Source organism: Agromyces sp. SYSU T00194 (assembly GCF_040496035.1).
Taxonomy (GTDB): Bacteria; Actinomycetota; Actinomycetes; order Actinomycetales; family Microbacteriaceae; genus Agromyces; species Agromyces chitinivorans.
On sequence record NZ_JBEPJZ010000001.1, the window covers coordinates 2,175,960 to 2,192,833 of the forward strand.

18 protein-coding genes and 1 tRNA gene are annotated in these 16,874 nt (G+C 73.3%); 14 read left to right on the forward strand and 5 right to left on the reverse strand.

Annotated features, from left to right (window positions below):
* Positions 1–11: 11 nt before the first annotated feature.
* Positions 12–1,964 carry an acetate--CoA ligase gene (gene acs, locus ABZK10_RS10040; protein WP_353809047.1) on the reverse strand — a complete coding sequence of 651 codons (1,953 nt, stop codon included), beginning with the start codon at positions 1,962–1,964 and terminating at the stop codon, positions 12–14.
* 504 nt (positions 1,965–2,468) lie between these two features.
* Between acs and ABZK10_RS10045 the strand changes: the two genes are divergently transcribed.
* From ABZK10_RS10045 to ABZK10_RS10080, 8 genes are all read left to right on the forward strand, one after another.
* A complete protein-coding gene (locus tag ABZK10_RS10045; protein WP_353809048.1) occupies positions 2,469–2,936 on the forward strand; it encodes a sugar 3,4-ketoisomerase in 468 nt (155 codons plus the stop codon).
* Entirely contained in the window at positions 2,933–4,156 is a 1,224-nt protein-coding gene (locus ABZK10_RS10050) for an FAD-dependent oxidoreductase (RefSeq protein WP_353809049.1), read from the forward strand. The genes ABZK10_RS10045 and ABZK10_RS10050 overlap by 4 nt, the downstream gene beginning before the upstream one ends.
* Before the next feature lie 14 nt (positions 4,157–4,170).
* The gene (locus ABZK10_RS10055) at positions 4,171–5,025 is read left to right on the forward strand and encodes a glycosyltransferase family 2 protein (protein ID WP_353809050.1); all 855 of its coding nucleotides are present in this window, start codon (positions 4,171–4,173) and stop codon (positions 5,023–5,025) included.
* Positions 5,026–5,142: 117 nt separating this feature from the next.
* Positions 5,143–6,219 carry a TadA family conjugal transfer-associated ATPase gene (locus ABZK10_RS10060; protein ID WP_353809051.1) on the forward strand — a complete coding sequence of 359 codons (1,077 nt, stop codon included), beginning with the start codon at positions 5,143–5,145 and terminating at the stop codon, positions 6,217–6,219.
* Complete coding sequence (locus ABZK10_RS10065) at positions 6,216–7,214, forward strand: type II secretion system F family protein (RefSeq protein ID WP_353809052.1); 999 nt, start codon at positions 6,216–6,218, stop codon at positions 7,212–7,214. Before ABZK10_RS10060 ends, ABZK10_RS10065 begins: the two co-directional genes overlap by 4 nt.
* 118 nt (positions 7,215–7,332) lie before the next feature.
* The gene (locus ABZK10_RS10070) at positions 7,333–7,515 is read left to right on the forward strand and encodes a DUF4244 domain-containing protein (RefSeq protein WP_353809651.1); all 183 of its coding nucleotides are present in this window, start codon (positions 7,333–7,335) and stop codon (positions 7,513–7,515) included.
* Positions 7,516–7,543: 28 nt separating this feature from the next.
* Entirely contained in the window at positions 7,544–7,852 is a 309-nt protein-coding gene (locus ABZK10_RS10075; RefSeq protein ID WP_353809053.1) for a TadE family type IV pilus minor pilin, read from the forward strand.
* Between the two features lies 1 nt (position 7,853).
* Positions 7,854–8,201, forward strand: coding sequence for a helicase (locus ABZK10_RS10080; RefSeq protein WP_353809054.1), 348 nt, complete (start codon positions 7,854–7,856; stop codon positions 8,199–8,201).
* A gap of 11 nt (positions 8,202–8,212) precedes the next feature.
* Here ABZK10_RS10080 and ABZK10_RS10085 read toward each other — a convergent pair whose 3' ends face one another.
* Complete coding sequence (locus tag ABZK10_RS10085) at positions 8,213–8,452, reverse strand: hypothetical protein (protein ID WP_353809055.1); 240 nt, start codon at positions 8,450–8,452, stop codon at positions 8,213–8,215.
* A gap of 59 nt (positions 8,453–8,511) precedes the next feature.
* On the opposite strand from ABZK10_RS10085, the gene topA reads away from it, so the two are divergent.
* The 6 genes from topA to ABZK10_RS10115 all read left to right on the forward strand — a co-directional run bounded on the left by topA (position 8,512) and on the right by ABZK10_RS10115 (position 15,640).
* The gene (topA, locus tag ABZK10_RS10090; protein ID WP_436408509.1) at positions 8,512–11,496 is read left to right on the forward strand and encodes a type I DNA topoisomerase; all 2,985 of its coding nucleotides are present in this window, start codon (positions 8,512–8,514) and stop codon (positions 11,494–11,496) included.
* Positions 11,493–12,137, forward strand: coding sequence for a dTMP kinase (gene tmk / locus ABZK10_RS10095; RefSeq protein ID WP_353809057.1), 645 nt, complete (start codon positions 11,493–11,495; stop codon positions 12,135–12,137). Before topA ends, tmk begins: the two co-directional genes overlap by 4 nt.
* 9 nt (positions 12,138–12,146) lie before the next feature.
* Positions 12,147–13,307, forward strand: a complete 1,161-nt coding sequence (locus ABZK10_RS10100) for a DNA polymerase III subunit delta' (RefSeq protein ID WP_353809058.1) — start codon at positions 12,147–12,149, stop codon at positions 13,305–13,307.
* The gene (locus ABZK10_RS10105; protein WP_353809059.1) at positions 13,304–14,833 is read left to right on the forward strand and encodes an alpha/beta hydrolase; all 1,530 of its coding nucleotides are present in this window, start codon (positions 13,304–13,306) and stop codon (positions 14,831–14,833) included. Before ABZK10_RS10100 ends, ABZK10_RS10105 begins: the two co-directional genes overlap by 4 nt.
* A 55-nt stretch (positions 14,834–14,888) precedes the next feature.
* The gene (locus ABZK10_RS10110) at positions 14,889–15,527 is read left to right on the forward strand and encodes a TetR family transcriptional regulator (protein WP_353809060.1); all 639 of its coding nucleotides are present in this window, start codon (positions 14,889–14,891) and stop codon (positions 15,525–15,527) included.
* A gap of 40 nt (positions 15,528–15,567) precedes the next feature.
* Positions 15,568–15,640: transfer RNA gene (locus tag ABZK10_RS10115), tRNA-Thr, on the forward strand.
* Positions 15,641–15,821: 181 nt separating this feature from the next.
* On the opposite strand, the gene ABZK10_RS10120 is transcribed toward ABZK10_RS10115, so the two are convergent.
* The 3 genes from ABZK10_RS10120 to ABZK10_RS10130 are packed head-to-tail and all read right to left on the reverse strand — an operon-like array spanning position 15,822 to position 16,870.
* Positions 15,822–16,061, reverse strand: a complete 240-nt coding sequence (locus ABZK10_RS10120; RefSeq protein ID WP_353809061.1) for a hypothetical protein — start codon at positions 16,059–16,061, stop codon at positions 15,822–15,824.
* A 24-nt stretch (positions 16,062–16,085) separates the two neighbouring features.
* Positions 16,086–16,424: a hypothetical protein gene (locus tag ABZK10_RS10125; RefSeq protein WP_353809062.1), complete on the reverse strand. Its 339-nt coding sequence runs from the start codon at positions 16,422–16,424 to the stop codon at positions 16,086–16,088.
* A complete protein-coding gene (locus ABZK10_RS10130; RefSeq protein ID WP_353809063.1) occupies positions 16,421–16,870 on the reverse strand; it encodes a hypothetical protein in 450 nt (149 codons plus the stop codon). Before ABZK10_RS10130 ends, ABZK10_RS10125 begins: the two co-directional genes overlap by 4 nt.
* Positions 16,871–16,874: the final 4 nt, after the last annotated feature.

The following is a 16,874-nucleotide window of genomic DNA, read 5'->3' on the forward strand; positions in this document are numbered from 1 at the left end:
GCCCCGCCGCGTCAGCGCACCTGCGCGCTGATGATCTCCATGATCGACGTGTCGGCGAGCGTGGTGGTGTCGCCCACCTCGCGGCCCTCGGCGAGGTCGCGCAGCAGGCGCCGCATGATCTTGCCCGAGCGCGTCTTCGGCAGCTCGTTGACGATGAACACCTGGCGCGGGCGGGCGATGGCCCCGATCTCCTTCGCGACGTGCGCACGCAGCTCCTGGCTGGTCGCGTCGGTGTCGCTCGCTGCCGAGACCTGGCGGTCCTTCAGGATCACGAAGGCCACCACGGCCTGGCCGGTGGTCTCGTCGGACGCGCCGACGACCGCGGCCTCGGCGGTCATGGGGTGCGCGACGAGCGACGACTCGATCTCGGCCGTGGAGAGCCGGTGGCCGGAGACGTTCATGACGTCGTCCACGCGGCCGAGCAGCCAGATGTCGCCGTCCTCGTCGCGGCGGGCGCCGTCGCCGGCGAAGTACTTGTCGCCGAACTTGTCCCAGTAGGTCTCCTGGAAGCGCTGCGGGTCGCCCCAGATGCCGCGGAGCATGCTCGGCCACGGCTCGGTGACGGTCAGCAGTCCGCCGTCGGTGCCGGAGACCGGCTCGCCCTCGTCGGTGAGGATGTCGATCGAGATGCCGGGCACGGGCACCTGCGCGCTGCCCGGCTTCAGGTCGGTGATGCCGGGCAGGGCGGAGATCATGATCGCGCCGGTCTCGGTCTGCCACCAGGTGTCGACCACCGGGATCGACCCGCCGCCGATGACGTGGCGGTACCAGATCCACGCCTCGGGGTTGATCGGCTCGCCCACCGAGCCGAGCACGCGCAGGGTGCGCAGGTTGAACGACTGGGGAATCTGCCGGCCGGCCTTCATGAAGGAGCGGATGGCCGTGGGCGCCGTGTAGAAGATGGTGACGCCGTACTTCTCGATGATCTCCCACCAGCGCCCGGGGTGCGGGGTGTCGGGGGTGCCCTCGTAGATGACCTGGGTCGCGCCGTTCGCGAGCGGACCGTAGACGACGTAGGAGTGACCGGTGATCCAGCCGACGTCGGCCGTGCACCAGTACACGTCGGTCTCGGGGTGGAGGTCGAACACGTTCCTGTGCGTGAAGGCCGCCTGCGTCAGGTAGCCGCCCGAGGTGTGCAGGATGCCCTTCGGCTTCCCGGTGGTGCCCGAGGTGTAGAGGATGAAGAGCGGATGCTCCGCGTTGAACGCGGGCGCCTCGTGCTCGTCGGACGCCTCGGCGGCGAGCTCGTGCCACCAGTGGTCGCGGCCCTCGACCCAGTCGACCTCGTTCTCGCCGCGTCGCACCACGAGCACGTGGCCGACGGAGCCGGCCGACTTGGCGACGGCCTCGTCGACGGTCGGCTTCAGCGGGAAGACCTTGCCCTTGCGGTAGCCACCGTCGGCGGTGATGACGACGGACGCCTCGGCGTCGTCGATGCGCGAGGCGAGGCTGTCGGCGCTGAACCCGCCGAACACGACGGAGTGGATCGCCCCGATGCGGGCGACCGCGAGCATCGCGACGACGGCCTCGGGGATGAGCGGCATGTAGACGGCCACGCGGTCGCCGGGCTTCACGCCCAGGCCGACGAGCACGTTGGCGGTGCGCTTGACGTCGGCGGTGAGCTCGGCGTACGTGATCGAGCGGCTGTCTCCGGGCTCGCCTTCGAAGTGGAGTGCGACGCGGTCGCCGTTGCCGGCCTCGACGTGACGGTCGAGGCAGTTGGCCGCGACGTTCAGTTCACCGTCGTCGAACCACTTGGCGAACGGCGGGTTCGACCAGTCGAGCGTGCGGGTGAACGGGGTGCTCCAGGTGAGCAGGGAGCGGGCCTGGTCGGCCCAGAAGGCGAGGCGGTCCGCGGACGCGGCCTCGGCGAGCTCGGTTCCGGCGACGGCCTGGGCTGCGAACTCGGGGCTCGGCCGGAATCGGCGGATCTCCTCGAGCGTGTGATCGATCTGGACGTTCATGTCGTACGGTCGCTCCTTCGCGAACGGGATCTTCGGTGGGTTTCGCCTGCCCGGTACGACCCTATCCCGCGGTCGGGCCGGGCGTGGAATCGGCGGTTTGTCCCCCGTTCGGTCCCGAATCGTGTCCCCCATCTGTGCCTCAGCCCAGAGAAATCTGCGCGTCCGCACAAATGAGGACAAAAGGTACTTGCGCATGGATCCCTGACCCCTAAACTGGGGCGTGCCTGAACGAGTTTTCCAGGCCTGCAGTGTGGTGATTCCCCCCAATCGCCCGCTGCCGAGGCGGCACCTGTTCCCCCCAATGGGTGCCGCCCCCTCCTTTTAAGCGGGGCGTCGCGACGAGGCGCCATCACCGCTCCCGCATGACCCACCCCGGCCCCGGCCGCCACGACGGCGCCGGGGTCGAATGCTTGTCGCACGGCGCGCACGGCCGCTAGGTTCGATCCACCGATCGTCCCATCAGCTGGTCCGAGGACCGCATCCCCGCGAGGAGTCCAGGCGCGCATGCCGTCCGCCCCCAGGCCGCACGCCGGCCCGTCCGTCGCCGTCGCCGCGACCGACGCGCTGGCGTCGCGCGTCCGCATCCTCGACGTCGATCGCTTCCGCGACGACCGCGGCACGCTGGTGCCGATCGACCTCGCTGCGCTCGCGTTCGACGTGACCCGCGTCTTCGTCGTCACCGCGCCCGCCGGCGCGGTGCGCGGCGGGCACGCGCACCGGCGCGTCCGCCAGATCCTCTTCCGCGCGGCCGGGGAGATCGAGCTGGAGGTGCGGTACGGACACGAGCGGGCCCGACTGGTGCTGGACGCGGAGCGGCCCGCGGTGCTCCTCGAGCGGGGGGTCTGGGCCCGTCAGGCCTCGCCGGGCGGCGCCACGACGCTCATCGTGCTCGCCGACGGGCCGTTCGACCCGGACGAGTACGAGTACGAGGCCGAGGATCCGAGCGCGGCATCCACGGATCCGCTGCCGTGACGCGCCGCAGGATCGCGATCCTCGGTGCGGGGATCATGGGCGGCGCGCTGGCCATCGAGCTCGCGCGGCGCGGCCAGGACGTCACCGTCCTCGATCGGGCCGAGGCGCCGATGTCCTCGGCCAGTCGCTGGAACGAGGGGAAGATCCACCTCGGCTACCTGTACGGCGCGGACCCGACGCTCGCGACGGCCCGGCACGTGCTGCCCGGCGGGCTGGCGTTCGGCCCACTCGTGCGCGACCTGGTCGGCACCGACCTCGACGGCCACGTGACCCGCGCCGACGACGTCTACCTGGTGCATCGCCACTCGGTGTGCGGGCCGGACGAACTGGGCGCGCGCTTCGCGGCGATCGACGAGCTGGTCCGGGCGCATCCCGACGCGGGCCGCTACCTGGTCGACGTCACGGCCGCGCGCTCGCGTGCGCTCGGTGCGGCCGAGCTCTCGGCGATCGCCGGGCCGGAGGTCGTCGCGGGGTTCCGCGTGCCGGAGCGTTCGGTCGAGACGCGCTGGCTCGCCGATCGCCTCGCCGCGGCCGTCGCGGCGGAGCCGGGCGTCACCGTGCACGGCGGGGTGGAGATCGTCGGCGCGGAGCCGGTCGGCGACGTCGACGGCCGCTGGCGGGTCCGCGCCGTCGCCGGCGCGGCATCCGTCGACCTCGGGCCCTTCGACGCGGTGGTGAACGCGCTCTGGGGCGGGCGGCTCCCGGTCGACGTCGCGGCGGGCGTCGCACCGGAGCCCCCGTGGACGCATCGCATCCGCCTGTCCGCCTTCGTGCGCACCCGGGGCGAGCACCAGACGCCGAGCGCCGTCGTGAGCATCGGGCCGTTCGGCGACGTCAAGAACTACGACGGGCGGAACTTCTACCTCTCCTGGTATCCCGTCGGCCTCGTCGCGCAGGGCGACGGGCTCGAGCTGGCGGAGCCCGCTCCGCCCACGGGGGGCGCGGCGGACGCGTTCGTCGCCCGCGTGCGCGCGGGGCTGGAACCGGTGCTGCCCGGCATCGGCGCCGTCTTCGACGACATCGAGGACGCGGTGGTCGCGGGCGGGCCCGTCTTCGCGCGGGGCGCGGGCGCGCTGGACGACCCCCGATCGGGCCTGCACCGTCGGGACCGCTTCGGCGTGGCCCGACGCGGTTCGTACCACTCGGTCGACACCGGGAAGTACTCCACGGCGCCCTGGCTCGCTCGTCGCCTGGCCATCGAGATCACCGAGCGCGACTGACGGACGGAGCCCCCATGGATGCAGGAACGCCGACCCCGCTGGTCACGGCGCTGGTCCCCACCTACAACGGGGCGCGCTTCATCCGGCGCACCCTGGACAGCCTGGCCGAGCAGACCTGGCCGAACCTCGAGATCCTCATCGGCGACGATCGCTCGACGGACGATACGCTCGAGGTGGTCCGCCGGTTCGCGGCGGGCCGCACGGACACCCGCATCGTCGAACGCGCGGAGAACCTGGGCTGGCTCCGCAACTCGAACGACCTCATGTCCCGGGCGCGCGGCGAGCTCATGTGCTTCGCCTTCCACGACGACGTCGTCGCACCGACCTACGTCGAGCGCCTCGCGGGGGCGCTCGCGACCGACCCGCAGGCGGTGCTCGCCTTCAGCGACATGACCGTCCACGAGCTGGACGGAGACGGCGTGCAGGTGGCCTTCACCGACCTCGACGGCGTCGATGGGGCGCTCGAGCGGGGCCGGGTCATGGTGCGCCGGTCCGGTGCCTGGTGGGTCCCCAACCGCGGGCTCTTCCGCACGTCGGCCTTCCATGCCGTCGGCGGCATCCGCCCGAACGCCCGCGGCGAGTACTCGGCCGACTGGACCTGGCTGCTCGGCCTCGCGCTCCGCGGCGCCTTCGTGCGGGTGCCGGAGGACCTCTGCACGAAGTACTACACGGCGGGCAGCCTGTCGAAGACGTGGCCGCACGACGCGGGACAGCTGCGCGCGCTGCGACGTTCGGGCATCGAGGAGATCCGCCGCAGCCCACTGCCGTGGCGCCAGCGGGCGGAGCTCGCGGGCTACCTCCGGCGCCGGGTGATCGGCCACCGGCTGCCCGGGCGGATCAAGCGGGCACTGCAGCGCGTCGGGTTCTGATCCGGGGTCGTCGGGGCGGCCATCGCGCGTCCTCCACACCGGGTGGTCGGGGGCAGGGCGGCCGGATGCCCCGGGGCCGCGCCCGCCCGAGACCCGCCGCCGCCTACCGTCGAGGCCATGCCAGCGAACCCGCACCACGTGCCCTACGTCGCCCGGCCCTCGTGGGCACCGGCGGCCGGTGCCGTGCCCGCGCCGGGGCCCGACGGCGCGCTCCTCGTGCGCGGCGCGCGGGCGGAGGAGGCGCACGATGCGGCCGAGGCGGTCGACCTCGCGGTGCTCGGGCCGCTCGCCGCGCACGCGGTCGACGCGACCGACCTGTTCGTCAACGGCGACCGCGGGCTCTGGGTCGACCGGGGCGACGGCGCGGTGCGCGAGGCGGCGTGGACGGCAGGGGAGTCGATGGTGCGGGCGCTGGCCGTCGCGCTCATCGCGCGCGGCGGCCGCCATGTCGACGAGGCGTCGCCTGCGGTGGACGCCCGGCTTCCCGGGGGCATCCGCGTGCACGCCGTACTGCCGCCCGTGTCGACGGCCGGAACGCTGCTCTCCGTGCGCATCCCGCGGCACCGCACGCCAGGGTTCGACGCGCTCGTCGCGGCCGGGCTCTGCGGTGCCGCCGTGGCGCAGCGCCTGCGCCGCGCCGTCGTCGCGCGCGAGAACCTGCTGGTCACGGGGGCTGCGGGCTCGGGCAAGACCACGCTGCTCGGCGCGCTCCTCTCGGAGGCGGCGCCCGCCGAGCGCATCGTCCTGATCGAAGACGTGGCGGAACTGCGCATCCGGCACCCGCACGTGGTGTCGTTGCAGGCCCGGCAGCCCAACCTGGAGGGCGCCGGGCGGGTGGGGCTCGACGCGCTGCTGCGGGAGGCGCTGCGCATGCGCCCCGACCGGCTCGTCGTCGGCGAGTGCCGCGGCGCCGAGCTGCGCGAACTGCTGTCCGCGCTCAACACCGGGCACGACGGCGGTGCCGGCACGCTCCACGCGAACGCGCTGGCCGACGTGCCGGCACGGCTGGAGGCGCTCGGGTCGACCGCCGGTATGGGGCCCGACGCCGTGGCCCGCCAGGCGGCCAGCGCGTTCGACCTCGTGGTGCATCTCGAGCGCACCGGCGCGACCCGTCGCATCCGCGAGGTGGGTCGCCCGCGACTGGAGGCCGGACGGCTCGTCCTCGCGCCCGATCCGGCGGGGTCCGGCGCATGATGCGGTGGCGCTCCGGCGCGCGGGCGAGGCGACGCGCGCGGCCCGGCGACGGGGCCGACCGGGTCGCGACGACCGTGCATCGGCTGGCCGTGCTGCTGGCGGCCGGGGTGGCGCCCGCGGCCGCGTGGCGGCACCTCGCCGAGGCCGGGCCGGCCGACCGCGGTGACGCCCGCATCGGCGACGGCGTCGCCGGCCCGCCCGTCGTGTCGGTCGCGGCCGACGCCGCCGCTCGCGGCGCTGACGTCGCCGGCGCGATCGTCGCGCACGTGGGCGCGGTCGGGGACCCCGGCGCCCTCGGCTGGCGGGCGGTCGCCGCGGGCTGGACGGTGGCCGAGCGGGCGGGGAGTCCCATCGCGGGCATGCTGCGCGACACGGCCGGGACGCTGCGCGACCTCGCGGCGCTGCAGCGGGACCTCGACGCGACGCTCGCCGGGCCGCGGGCGACGGCGCGCCTCGTTGCGCTGCTGCCCCCGGCGGGGGTGGGCCTCGGCATGGTGCTCGGCTTCGACCCCCTCGGCGTGCTGATCGGGTCGCCCCTCGGCGTCGCGGCGGGCGCCACGGGGGCGGGGCTCCTGCTCGCCGCCCGGGCCTGGTCGAGGGCGCTGGCCGATCGCGCGGCGCGCCCGGACCCGGCTCCGGGCCTGGCGATGGACCTGCTCGCGATCGCCCTCGCCGGCGGGGCGAGCGTCGCCCGCGCCCGCGCCAGCGTCGACGCGGCGCTCCGGGCCTGCCTGCCCGAGGTCCACGCGGGCCCGGAGGCCGACGACGCCGTCGAACTCAGCCGGCGCGCCGGCGTGCCGGTCGCCGAGCTGCTCCGAGCGGAGGCAGGGCAGGCGCGCCTGGCCGCGCGGGCGGCCGGCCAGGCGCGCGCCGCCGCCCTCGCCGTGCAGCTGATGGCGCCGCTGGCGCTCTGCACCCTGCCGGCGTTCGTGCTGCTCGGCGTCGTGCCGATGCTCGCGTCGGTCGTCGCGTCCACCCTCGCGGACCTGTCGTGACGGCCGCCGCACCCGCTGCTCGTGCCACCAGACCGGGCGAGTACCCGGACCAGAGAGAGGAGTACGCATGCACGACGAACCCACCGGCGGGGAGGACCTGCCCGCGCGGCGGCGCTGGATGCGCGCGGCGGCGCGCACGCGGCTGCGCCTGGCGCAGGAGCGCGGTGCCGCGACGGCCGAGTACGCGGTGGCGACCATGGCGGCGGTGGGCTTCGCCGGCCTGCTGGTCCTCATCCTGCGCGGCGACGAGGTGCGCGGCATCCTCACCGACCTGGTGCGCGATGCGCTCACCGTCGGCTGAGACCGGCCGTGCCGGCGACCGGGGGAGCGTGGCGGCGGAACTGGCCGCCGCGCTCCCCGCGGTCGCGCTCGTGCTGGCGGCCTGCCTCGGCGGCGTCGGCCTCGTCGCCCGCCAGGTCGTGCTGGCGGATGCGGCCGCCGGCGCCGCCCGCGCGCTGGCACGCGGCGAGGACGAGTCGCGAGCGCGTGGGCTCGTCGAGCGGGCGGCGCCGCGTGCGGCGGTCGGCGTGGAGCGGGACGGCGACTACGTGTGCGTCCGGCTGCGCGAGCGGGCGCCGTTCGCCGCGCTCCCGATCGATGTCACGGCACGATCGTGCGCGCTCGACGGCGGGTGGTGACGTGCGATCGGAACGCGGCGCCGGATCGGTGCTGGCGCTCGCCGTGGTCGGCGCGACCAGCGCGCTGGCGTCGGCCGTCCTCGCTGCCTGCGCCGTGCTGCCCGCCGGCCGCATGGCGGCGAACGCGGCCGACGCGGCGGCCCTCGCCGCAGCCGATGCGGCCGCCGGGGCGGTCGGCGGCCAGCCGTGCGCACGCGCCGCCGAGGCGGCGGCCCGGAACGGCGCGGTGCTCGAGGCGTGCGCGCTCGACGGCCTCATCGCCGAGACCGGCACGAGCGTCACCATCGCCGGGTTGCCCGTGGGCGCACGTTCCCGTGCCGGACCACCCGGTGGGGCGTCCGTGCCCTGACCCGACTCAGTTCAGTCGAAGACCGCTTCGATGTAGCGGTACGAGACCGACGACGGCCGGTTCGCGTGCTCGGCGTCGAACTCGACGCCCGAGCCGCGAGAATAGATGTAACGCTTGCCGCCCGACTCGGCCGGGATCTCCAGCCGTGGCTTCGGATCGCCCGAGTCGAGGAACGCGACCGTGATGGTCTTGCCCTCGAGCGGCCCGTCGGTCAGCTTCGCCGTGTACGTGCCTGCGGTTGACGTGTCCATATCGCCATTGTCCTCCCGCTGGCGGCGCTCGCAAGGGGTGGCTCCCGGTGTGTATGTGTATGGTGTGCGATGAACGGGAGGGGTGCTCCCGCGAAAGGAGTCCGGTGCCGGGCAAGAAACTGGTCATCGTCGAGTCGCCGACCAAGATGAAGTCCATCGCCAGCTATCTGGGCGAGGGCTACGAGGTGCTGTCCTCGGTCGGTCACATCCGCGACCTCGTCGAGCCGAAGAACCTCCCGCCGGAGCTCAAGAAGGGCTCGATGGGCAAGTTCTCCGTGGACGTGGAGAACGGGTTCGAGCCGTACTACGTCGTCTCCGACTCCAAGAAGAAGACGGTCGCCGAGCTCAAGCGCGCACTGAAGGGCGCGGACGAACTCCTGCTCGCCACCGATGAGGACCGCGAGGGCGAGGCCATCGCGTGGCACCTCCTGCAGGAACTGAAGCCGAAGGTGCCCGTGCGCCGCATGGTCTTCCACGAGATCACCAAGGACGCGATCCTCGCGGCCAAGGACCACACCCGCGAGCTCGACACCGCCCTCGTCGACGCGCAGGAGACGCGGCGCATCCTCGACCGCCTCTACGGGTACGAGGTCTCGCCCGTGCTCTGGCGCAAGGTCGGCCCCGGCCTCTCCGCGGGCCGCGTGCAGTCCGCCGCCACGCGCCTGGTGGTCGAGCGCGAGCGCGAGCGACTCGCGTTCGTCGCCGCGTCCTACTGGGACCTCACGGCCACCTTCGCCGAGTCGGATGCCGCGGACGCGACCGCGTTCGAGGCGCGCCTGGTGCGCCTCGACGGCAACCGCGTGGCCACCGGCCGCGACTTCGACGACGCCGGGCGGCTGAAGAACGACGCGGTCGTCCTCGACGAGGCATCCGCTCGTGCGCTGACCGCCGCGCTGCGCGCCGACGCCGTGCCGTCGACGGTCGCGAAGGTCGAGTCCAAGCCCTACTCCCGCAAGCCGGCCGCGCCGTTCACCACGTCGACGCTCCAGCAGGAGGCCGCCCGCAAGCTGCGGTTCTCGGCCCGCCAGACCATGTCGGTGGCCCAGTCGCTCTACGAGAACGGCTACATCACCTACATGCGCACCGACTCGCCGTCGCTGTCGAAGCAGGCGATCGACGCCGCGCGCGCCCAGGCCGTCTCGCTCTACGGCGCCGACTCGATCCCGGCGTCGCCGCGCATCTACAAGGGCAAGAGCAAGAACGCGCAGGAGGCGCACGAGGGCATCCGGCCGTCGGGCGACACCTTCCGCACCCCCGCGTCGCTCGCCTCGACCCTGCGGGGCAACGACTTCAAGCTGTACGAGCTGATCTGGAAGCGCACCGTCGCCTCGCAGATGGCCGACGCGAAGGGCAAGACGGCGACGCTCACGATCGCCGTCGGCCCGACCGCCTCCGACACGGCGGTGGCCGCGGATGCCCCCGCGCCGACGTCGCCCCGCCCCGAGCTGGCCGGCGCGACCGCCGAGTTCACGGCGAGCGGCACGGTCATCACGTTCCGCGGGTTCCTCGCCGCCTACGAGGAGGGCAAGGACGAGGAGCGCAACGCCGACGACAAGGCGGGCAACGCCAAGCTGCCGCCGCTCGAGGAGGGCCAGTCGATCACGCTGGCGAACCTCGAGTCGAAGGACCACGAGACCAGCCCGCCCCCGCGCTTCACCGAAGCGAGCCTCGTGAAGCGGCTCGAGGAACTCGGCATCGGCCGTCCCTCGACGTTCGCGTCGATCATCTCGACCATCGTCGACCGCGGCTACGTGACCCCGCGCGGGCAGGCGCTCGTGCCGAACTGGATCGCGTTCAGCGTCGTACGGCTGCTCGAGGAGCACTTCACCGACCTCGTGCAGTACGACTTCACCGCCGAGATGGAGGAGGACCTCGACCGCATCGCCGGCGGCGACGCCGACCGCGTCGACTGGCTCAAGGGCTTCTACTTCGGCACCGACGACTACCTGGGCCTCCGGCAGATCATCGACAACCTGGGCGACATCGACGCGCGCAGCATCAACTCGATCCCGATCTCCGACGACATCACGCTGCGCATCGGCCGCTACGGGCCGTACCTCGAGACCCCCGACCCCGAGGCCGGGCCGGATGCCCCGCCGCGGCGCGTGAACATACCCGCCGAGCTCGCGCCCGACGAACTCACCGAGGCCAAGGCCCGCGAACTCGTCGACGCGCCGGTGCAGGGCGACCTCGTGCTCGGCCTGAACCCGGAGAACGGCAAGCAGGTCGTCGCCAAGGACGGCCGCTTCGGCCCGTACGTCACCGAGCTCGAGCCCGAGCCCGAGCCCGAGCCGGAGGCGGCGCCCGGGGCGTCCGTCGACCCGAAGACCGGCGAGGTGCTCGAGGCGCCGAAGAAGAAGCCCGCGAAGAAGGCCGCCGCGCCGAAGCCGCGCACGGCGTCGCTGTTCAAGTCGATGGACCTGCAGTCGATCGACCTCGACACGGCGCTCCGGCTGCTGTCGCTGCCCCGCACCGTCGGCGACGACCCCGAGTCGGGCGAGCCGATCACCGCGCAGAACGGTCGCTACGGACCGTACCTGAAGAAGGGCACCGACACCCGCTCCCTGCCGAGCGAGGATGCCATCTTCGACATCGACCTCCCCGGGGCGCTCGAGCTGTACGCGCAGCCCAAGTACGGCGCGCGTCGCGCGTCGAGCTCGCTGAAGGAGTTCGACGCCGACCCCGTGAGCGGCAAGCCGATTCGCGTGAAGGACGGCCGCTTCGGCCCCTACGTCACCGACGGCACGACGAACGCGACCATCCCGCGCGGCGACACCGTCGAGGAGATCACGTTCGAGCGCGCCGCCGAGCTGCTGCAGATCAAGCGCGACAAGGGCCCGGCGAAGCCGCGCGCCGGCGCTGCGAAGAAGGCGCCGGCCAAGAAGGCGCCCGCGAAGAAGGCGCCCGCGAAGAAGTCGACGACGGCGAAGGCCACCACGGCGAAGCAGGCGACCGGTACCTCCACGTCGAGCGCGAAGCCGTCGACGACGACGCGGAAGGCGACCACCGCGAAGGCGTCGGGCTCGACCGACCCGGCCTCGTGAGCGGCTCCGCACCGGGCCTGTTCGTCACGCTCGAGGGCGGCGACGGCTCGGGCAAGTCGACGCAGGCGGAACTGCTCGCCGACTGGCTGCGCGCCTCCGGCCGCGAGGTCGTGCGCACGCGCGAGCCCGGCGGCACCGACGTGGGGCTCGAGATCCGCGAGCTCGTGCTGCACCACCGCGGCGACATCGCGCCACGGGCCGAGGCGCTCCTCTATGCCGCCGACCGTGCGCACCACGTCGCCACGCTCGTGCGCCCCGCCCTCGAGCGCGGCGCCGTCGTGCTGCAGGACCGCTACCTCGACTCCTCGGTCGCCTACCAGGGCGCCGGTCGCGTGCTCGATGCCGACGAGGTGCGGCGGCTCTCGCTCTGGGCGACAGACGCGCTCCTGCCCGACCTGACGATCCTGCTCGACCTCGACGAGACCGCGGCGCGGGCGCGCCTGGACGGCGCGCGCACGCGGTACGACCGGCTCGAGGCCGAGGGGGCGTCCTTCCACGCCAGGGTCCGCGCCGCCTACCTGGACCTGGCCGCGGCCGAGCCCGACCGGTTCCTGGTGCTGGATGCCACGCGACCGGTCGACGAGATCGCGGCCGAGGTGCGCGATGCCGTCGCCGCCCGTCTCGTCGGCGGCGACGGGTAGCGTGAACGCGTGAGCGTGTGGAGCGAGCTGACCGGGCAGGATGCGGCCATCGACGTGTTCCGGTCCGCGGCCGGTGCGGCGCCCGCCACCGCCGACGGCATGACGCATGCCTGGCTGATCACCGGGCCGCCGGGCTCCGGGCGCTCCAACCTCGCCCTCGCGTTCGCATCGGCACTGCTCTCCGGTGACGCCGACGGCGACCCGGGCGTCGTCGCCCAGGTGGACGCGCGCTCCCACCCCGACCTGCACGTCGTGGCGACGCAGGGCGTGATCATCTCGATCGACACCCTCCGCACCGTCGTCGAGCGCTCCCACTACTCGCCGTCGGTCGCCCCGTACCGCGTGGTCGTGATCGAGGACGCCGACCGCATGAGCGAGCGCTCCTCCAACGTGCTCCTCAAGGAGCTCGAGGAGCCGCCGCCGCGCACGGTCTGGATCCTCTGCGCGCCGAGCGAGGCCGACCTGCTGCCCACCATCCGCTCCCGGGTGCGCACCGTGCGCCTGCGGGTGCCGAGCATCGACGACGTGGCCGCGCTCCTCGTGCGCCGCGACGGCGTCGACCCCGCGCTCGCCGAGCGCTGCGCGCGGGAGGCGCAGAGCCACATCGGCATGGCGCTCCGCCTCGCGACGAGTGCCGAGGCGCGCGCCCGCCGCGAGGAGACCCTGCGCTCGGCACTCGGCATCCGCTCGACGCGCGACGCCGTGCTCGGCGCCGCCCGCATGCTCGAGATCGCGGGCGACGACGCGAAGGCCATCACCGCCGAGCGCGACGCCGAGGAGCGCGAGCACGCGCTGCGCTCGCTGGGCGTCGCACCGGGGCAGGCGGTGCCGGCCGCGCTGCGCTCCCAGATCCGGGCACTGGAGGAGGACCAGAAGCGCCGCGCCACCCGCAGCCTGCGCGATGGCATCGACCGCATCCTCGTCGACCTCTGCTCCCTGTACCGCGACGTCCTGCTGCTGCAGGTCGGTGCCGACGTCGACCTCGTGAACGTCGAGCTGCGATCCGAGCTCGAGGAGGCGGCCGCCGCGGCGAGCCCCGCGACCACGCTCGCGACCCTCGACGCGATCGCCGGGGCCCGCGAGCGCATCGACGGCAACGTCGCACCCGCGCTCGCGCTCGAGTCGATGCTCGTGTCGGCCGTGCGCGGTCGCTCCGGGGCGGTGCGGTGAGGGGCGCTCGCGCGACGGGCGCGGTCGCCCTCGCGGCATCCGTCGCCCTGCTGCTCTCCGGCTGCATCAGCTGGCCCCTCGGCACGGAGCGCGGCACCCCGGCGCCGGTGCCGGAGGACGTCCCCGCCGACCTCGCGGACTTCTATGCGCAGGAGCTCGAGTGGTCGCGCTGCTTCGACGGCATGCAGTGCGCCACCGCCGAGGCGCCGCTCGACTGGGACGACCCCGCCGCGGGCAGCATCGAGCTCTCGCTCGTGCGCCACACCGCGACGGGGGAGAAGATCGGCTCGCTGCTCGTGAACCCCGGCGGCCCCGGGGCGTCCGGCGTCGACTTCATCGCCGACACGCTCGACTACGCGGTCGGCGACGCCGTCCAGGCGGCCTACGACGTCGTCGGGTTCGACCCGCGCGGCGTCGGCCGCTCGACCGCCGTCGAGTGCCTCGACGCCGACGGCATGGACGACTACCTCTACGGCCTCGCCGATGCGGAGCGAGGCACCGACGCGTGGATCGCGGAGGCGCGCGATGCGCAGGAGGCGTTCTCGGCGGCCTGCGATGCGCGCAGCGGCGCGCTGCTCGGCGAGATCGACACGGGGTCCGCCGCCCGCGACCTCGACCTGCTCCGCGCGGTGCTGGGCGACGACGAGCTGTACTACCTCGGGTACTCGTACGGCAGCACCCTGGGCGTCACGTACGCGGGCCTGTACCCCGACCGCATCGGGCGCATGGTGCTCGACGCCGTGCTCGACCCGAAGACGACCGACTTCGAGATCACGAAGACCCAGGCGGTGGGCTTTGAGCGTGCCCTGCGCGCCTACCTCTCCTCCTGCCTGACCGGCGCCGACTGCCCGTTCGACGGCAGCGTGGACGACGCGGCCGCCACGGTGCGCGCGTTGCTCGATTCCGTCGACGCCAGCCCGCTGCGTGCCGCAGACGGGCGCTTCCTCGGCGCCGACACGCTGCTCACGGCGATCCTCTACCCGCTGTACGACGAGGGCTCCTGGCCGTTCCTCGACGCGATGTTCGAGCAGGTCATGTTCGGCGGCACCGAATTCGCCTTCCTCTCCGCCGACGCCTACCACGGCCGCGACGAGGACGGGAACTACGTCGACAACTCGAACGAGGCGTTCCACGCCATCGGCTGCGCCGACCACGCGGGCGACCCCGACGACGTCGACGGCATGCGCGAGCGCGCGGCCGAGCTCGAGGAGCTGGCACCGGTGTTCGGCACCTGGTTCTCGTACGGCGACCTGTCCTGCGCCGGGTGGCCGGTGCCGGCGGTGGACTCCACCGAGGTCGTCACGGCCGACGGGGCCGCCCCGATCCTCGTGGTCGGCACGACGAACGACCCCGCCACGCCCTACGAATGGGCCGTGGCGCTCGCCGAGCAGCTCGACAGCGGCGTGCTCGTCACCTACGAGGGCGAGGGCCACGCCGCGTACCCGTCGCGCGACCCGTGCATCGTGGCGGCGGTCGAGGGGTACCTCGTCGGCGGCGTCGTGCCGGCCGACGACACCCGCTGCTGACGCGGCCCGGCGTCGCATCCGACTGCAATCTTGCATCTGGTGCAATACTGGCGGCATGGCGCACGAACCCACCGAGCCCGGCCTCCGCGAGCGGAAGCGTCGCGCCACCCGGCGGGCGATCCAGCTAGCCGCCCTGCGCCTGGCGCGCGAGCGCGGCTTCGACCACGTCACGGTCGAGGAGATCAGCCGCGCCGCCGACATCTCGCCGCGCACGTTCTTCAACTACTTCCCGTCGAAGACGACCGCCCTCACCGGCGACCTGCCCACCCTGCCCGAGGAGGCGGCCGCCGTGTTCGCCGCAGGCGGCCCGACCGGTCGACTCGTCGACGACCTCGGCGCGCTCTTCGTCGCGGTGGTGGAGGAGCAGGCCGACGACCTGGACGTCGTCACCCTGCGGCGCGATGTCATGCAGGAGCATCCGGAGCTGTTCGAGAGCCAGTTCGCGGGGCTCATGGCGTTCGAGCACGGCCTCCGCGACCTCGTGGGTCGGCGCCTCGAGGTCACCGATCCGGAGCTCGCGGCCGACCGGGCGGCGCGCGACGATCGCACCATGCTCGTCGCCATGATGACCGTCGGCGTGATCTCCTACGCCTGGCGCAGCTGGGCCGAGCAACTCGACCCCGATCGCCCGCTGGAGACCCGCATGGGGGAGGCGTTCCGGCACGTGTACGAAGTGCTCGGCGAAACCCGCTAACATGGTCTCTCGTGCCCGTCGCGAATCGCGCCGGTCGCACGCCGCCTTAGCTCAGTCGGCAGAGCGATTCACTCGTAATGAATAGGTCGTGGGTTCGATTCCCACAGGCGGCTCCGCAACTCCCCCGGAATCATGCGGGTTTCAGGGTAACAGCAACCATAGCGGGTGCGGTTAGTACCCACAGCACTACCCACATAGGCGCGATTCGAAGGTCTGGACGGGCGCCATCCGGGTACGCCGAAAGCCGCCCCCACCCTCCCGGAGGAAGGTGGGGGCGGTGTTCGCGGAATGTGTCTACAGCAGCGAGACGACGGCGGCGACGGCTCCGATCAGAACAGCCTCGATGCCGAGCATCCGCCCGGTCGGCGTGATGGAGCGGATCGCGCCGAACGCGCCGACCACGGCAGCGGATGCGGCGACAGCGAACGTGACTGCCGGCGCGAGCCCGAGGAGCGCCGCGATGAACGCCAGGGCACCGACGATCGCCGCGGCCTGGGGCAGCTGCGTGGCGCGCTGCTCAGCTGTCTGGGTCATGCCGACAACCTAGCGCACGGGCTGCTAGTCGGTGAGCTCGTCCGGGTCGACCGGCACCGGGGGCGGCGTGTACGTCGGGGTCTTCGCCGAGCCGAGCAGGAACCGCTCCACCGCGGGGAACCGCTGCCCGACGAGACGGGCCAGCCAGTAGTACAGCGCCACCACACCGGCCACCGCGAGGGACGTCAGCACCGCGGCTGCGGTCACCGCCCCATCGGGGAACACGTCGAGGAGGATGCCATCGACCGTCTCGAGCACGTCACCCACGGCGGGGATCTGCGAGATCAGCCACGCGAGCAGCGAACCGATCGCGGTCGGGACAGCCGTGCGGATCACGGCGACGAACATGTCAGAGCGGGTCATTCTGGTTCCTCCTGGTCGGGGTACGGGGTGGCGTGGAACTGTTCGAGGCGTGCGATGCGACGGTTCGTCTCCGCCGACTGCTCCGCCTGGTCCTTCTGAGACGACTCGATGCGCGACACGATGTCCTTGATCGACGAGCCGTTGTTCGTGTGCGTCTCGTGGTGGATGTCGGCGAGCATCTGGTCGGTCTTCGTGATGTGGTCGGGGAGGCCCTTGACGGAGTCGATGATCTTCGCCGTGTTGATGACGGCGCGGGCGAACTCCACCGCCCATGGGCCGAACTTCTGGGCGGCGCGCGCGGCGAAGTAGATCAGCGCGCCGAGGCCGAGGAGCCAGAGGAGCGCTTCGAGAGCGGAGATAGTGTCGAGCCACCCGGCGAGCCAGTCCGGCAGCCACTGCGGGCTCCCCTCCGAGGCTGCCCGGGCGAGGGCGAACATTGCGAGCACTGCG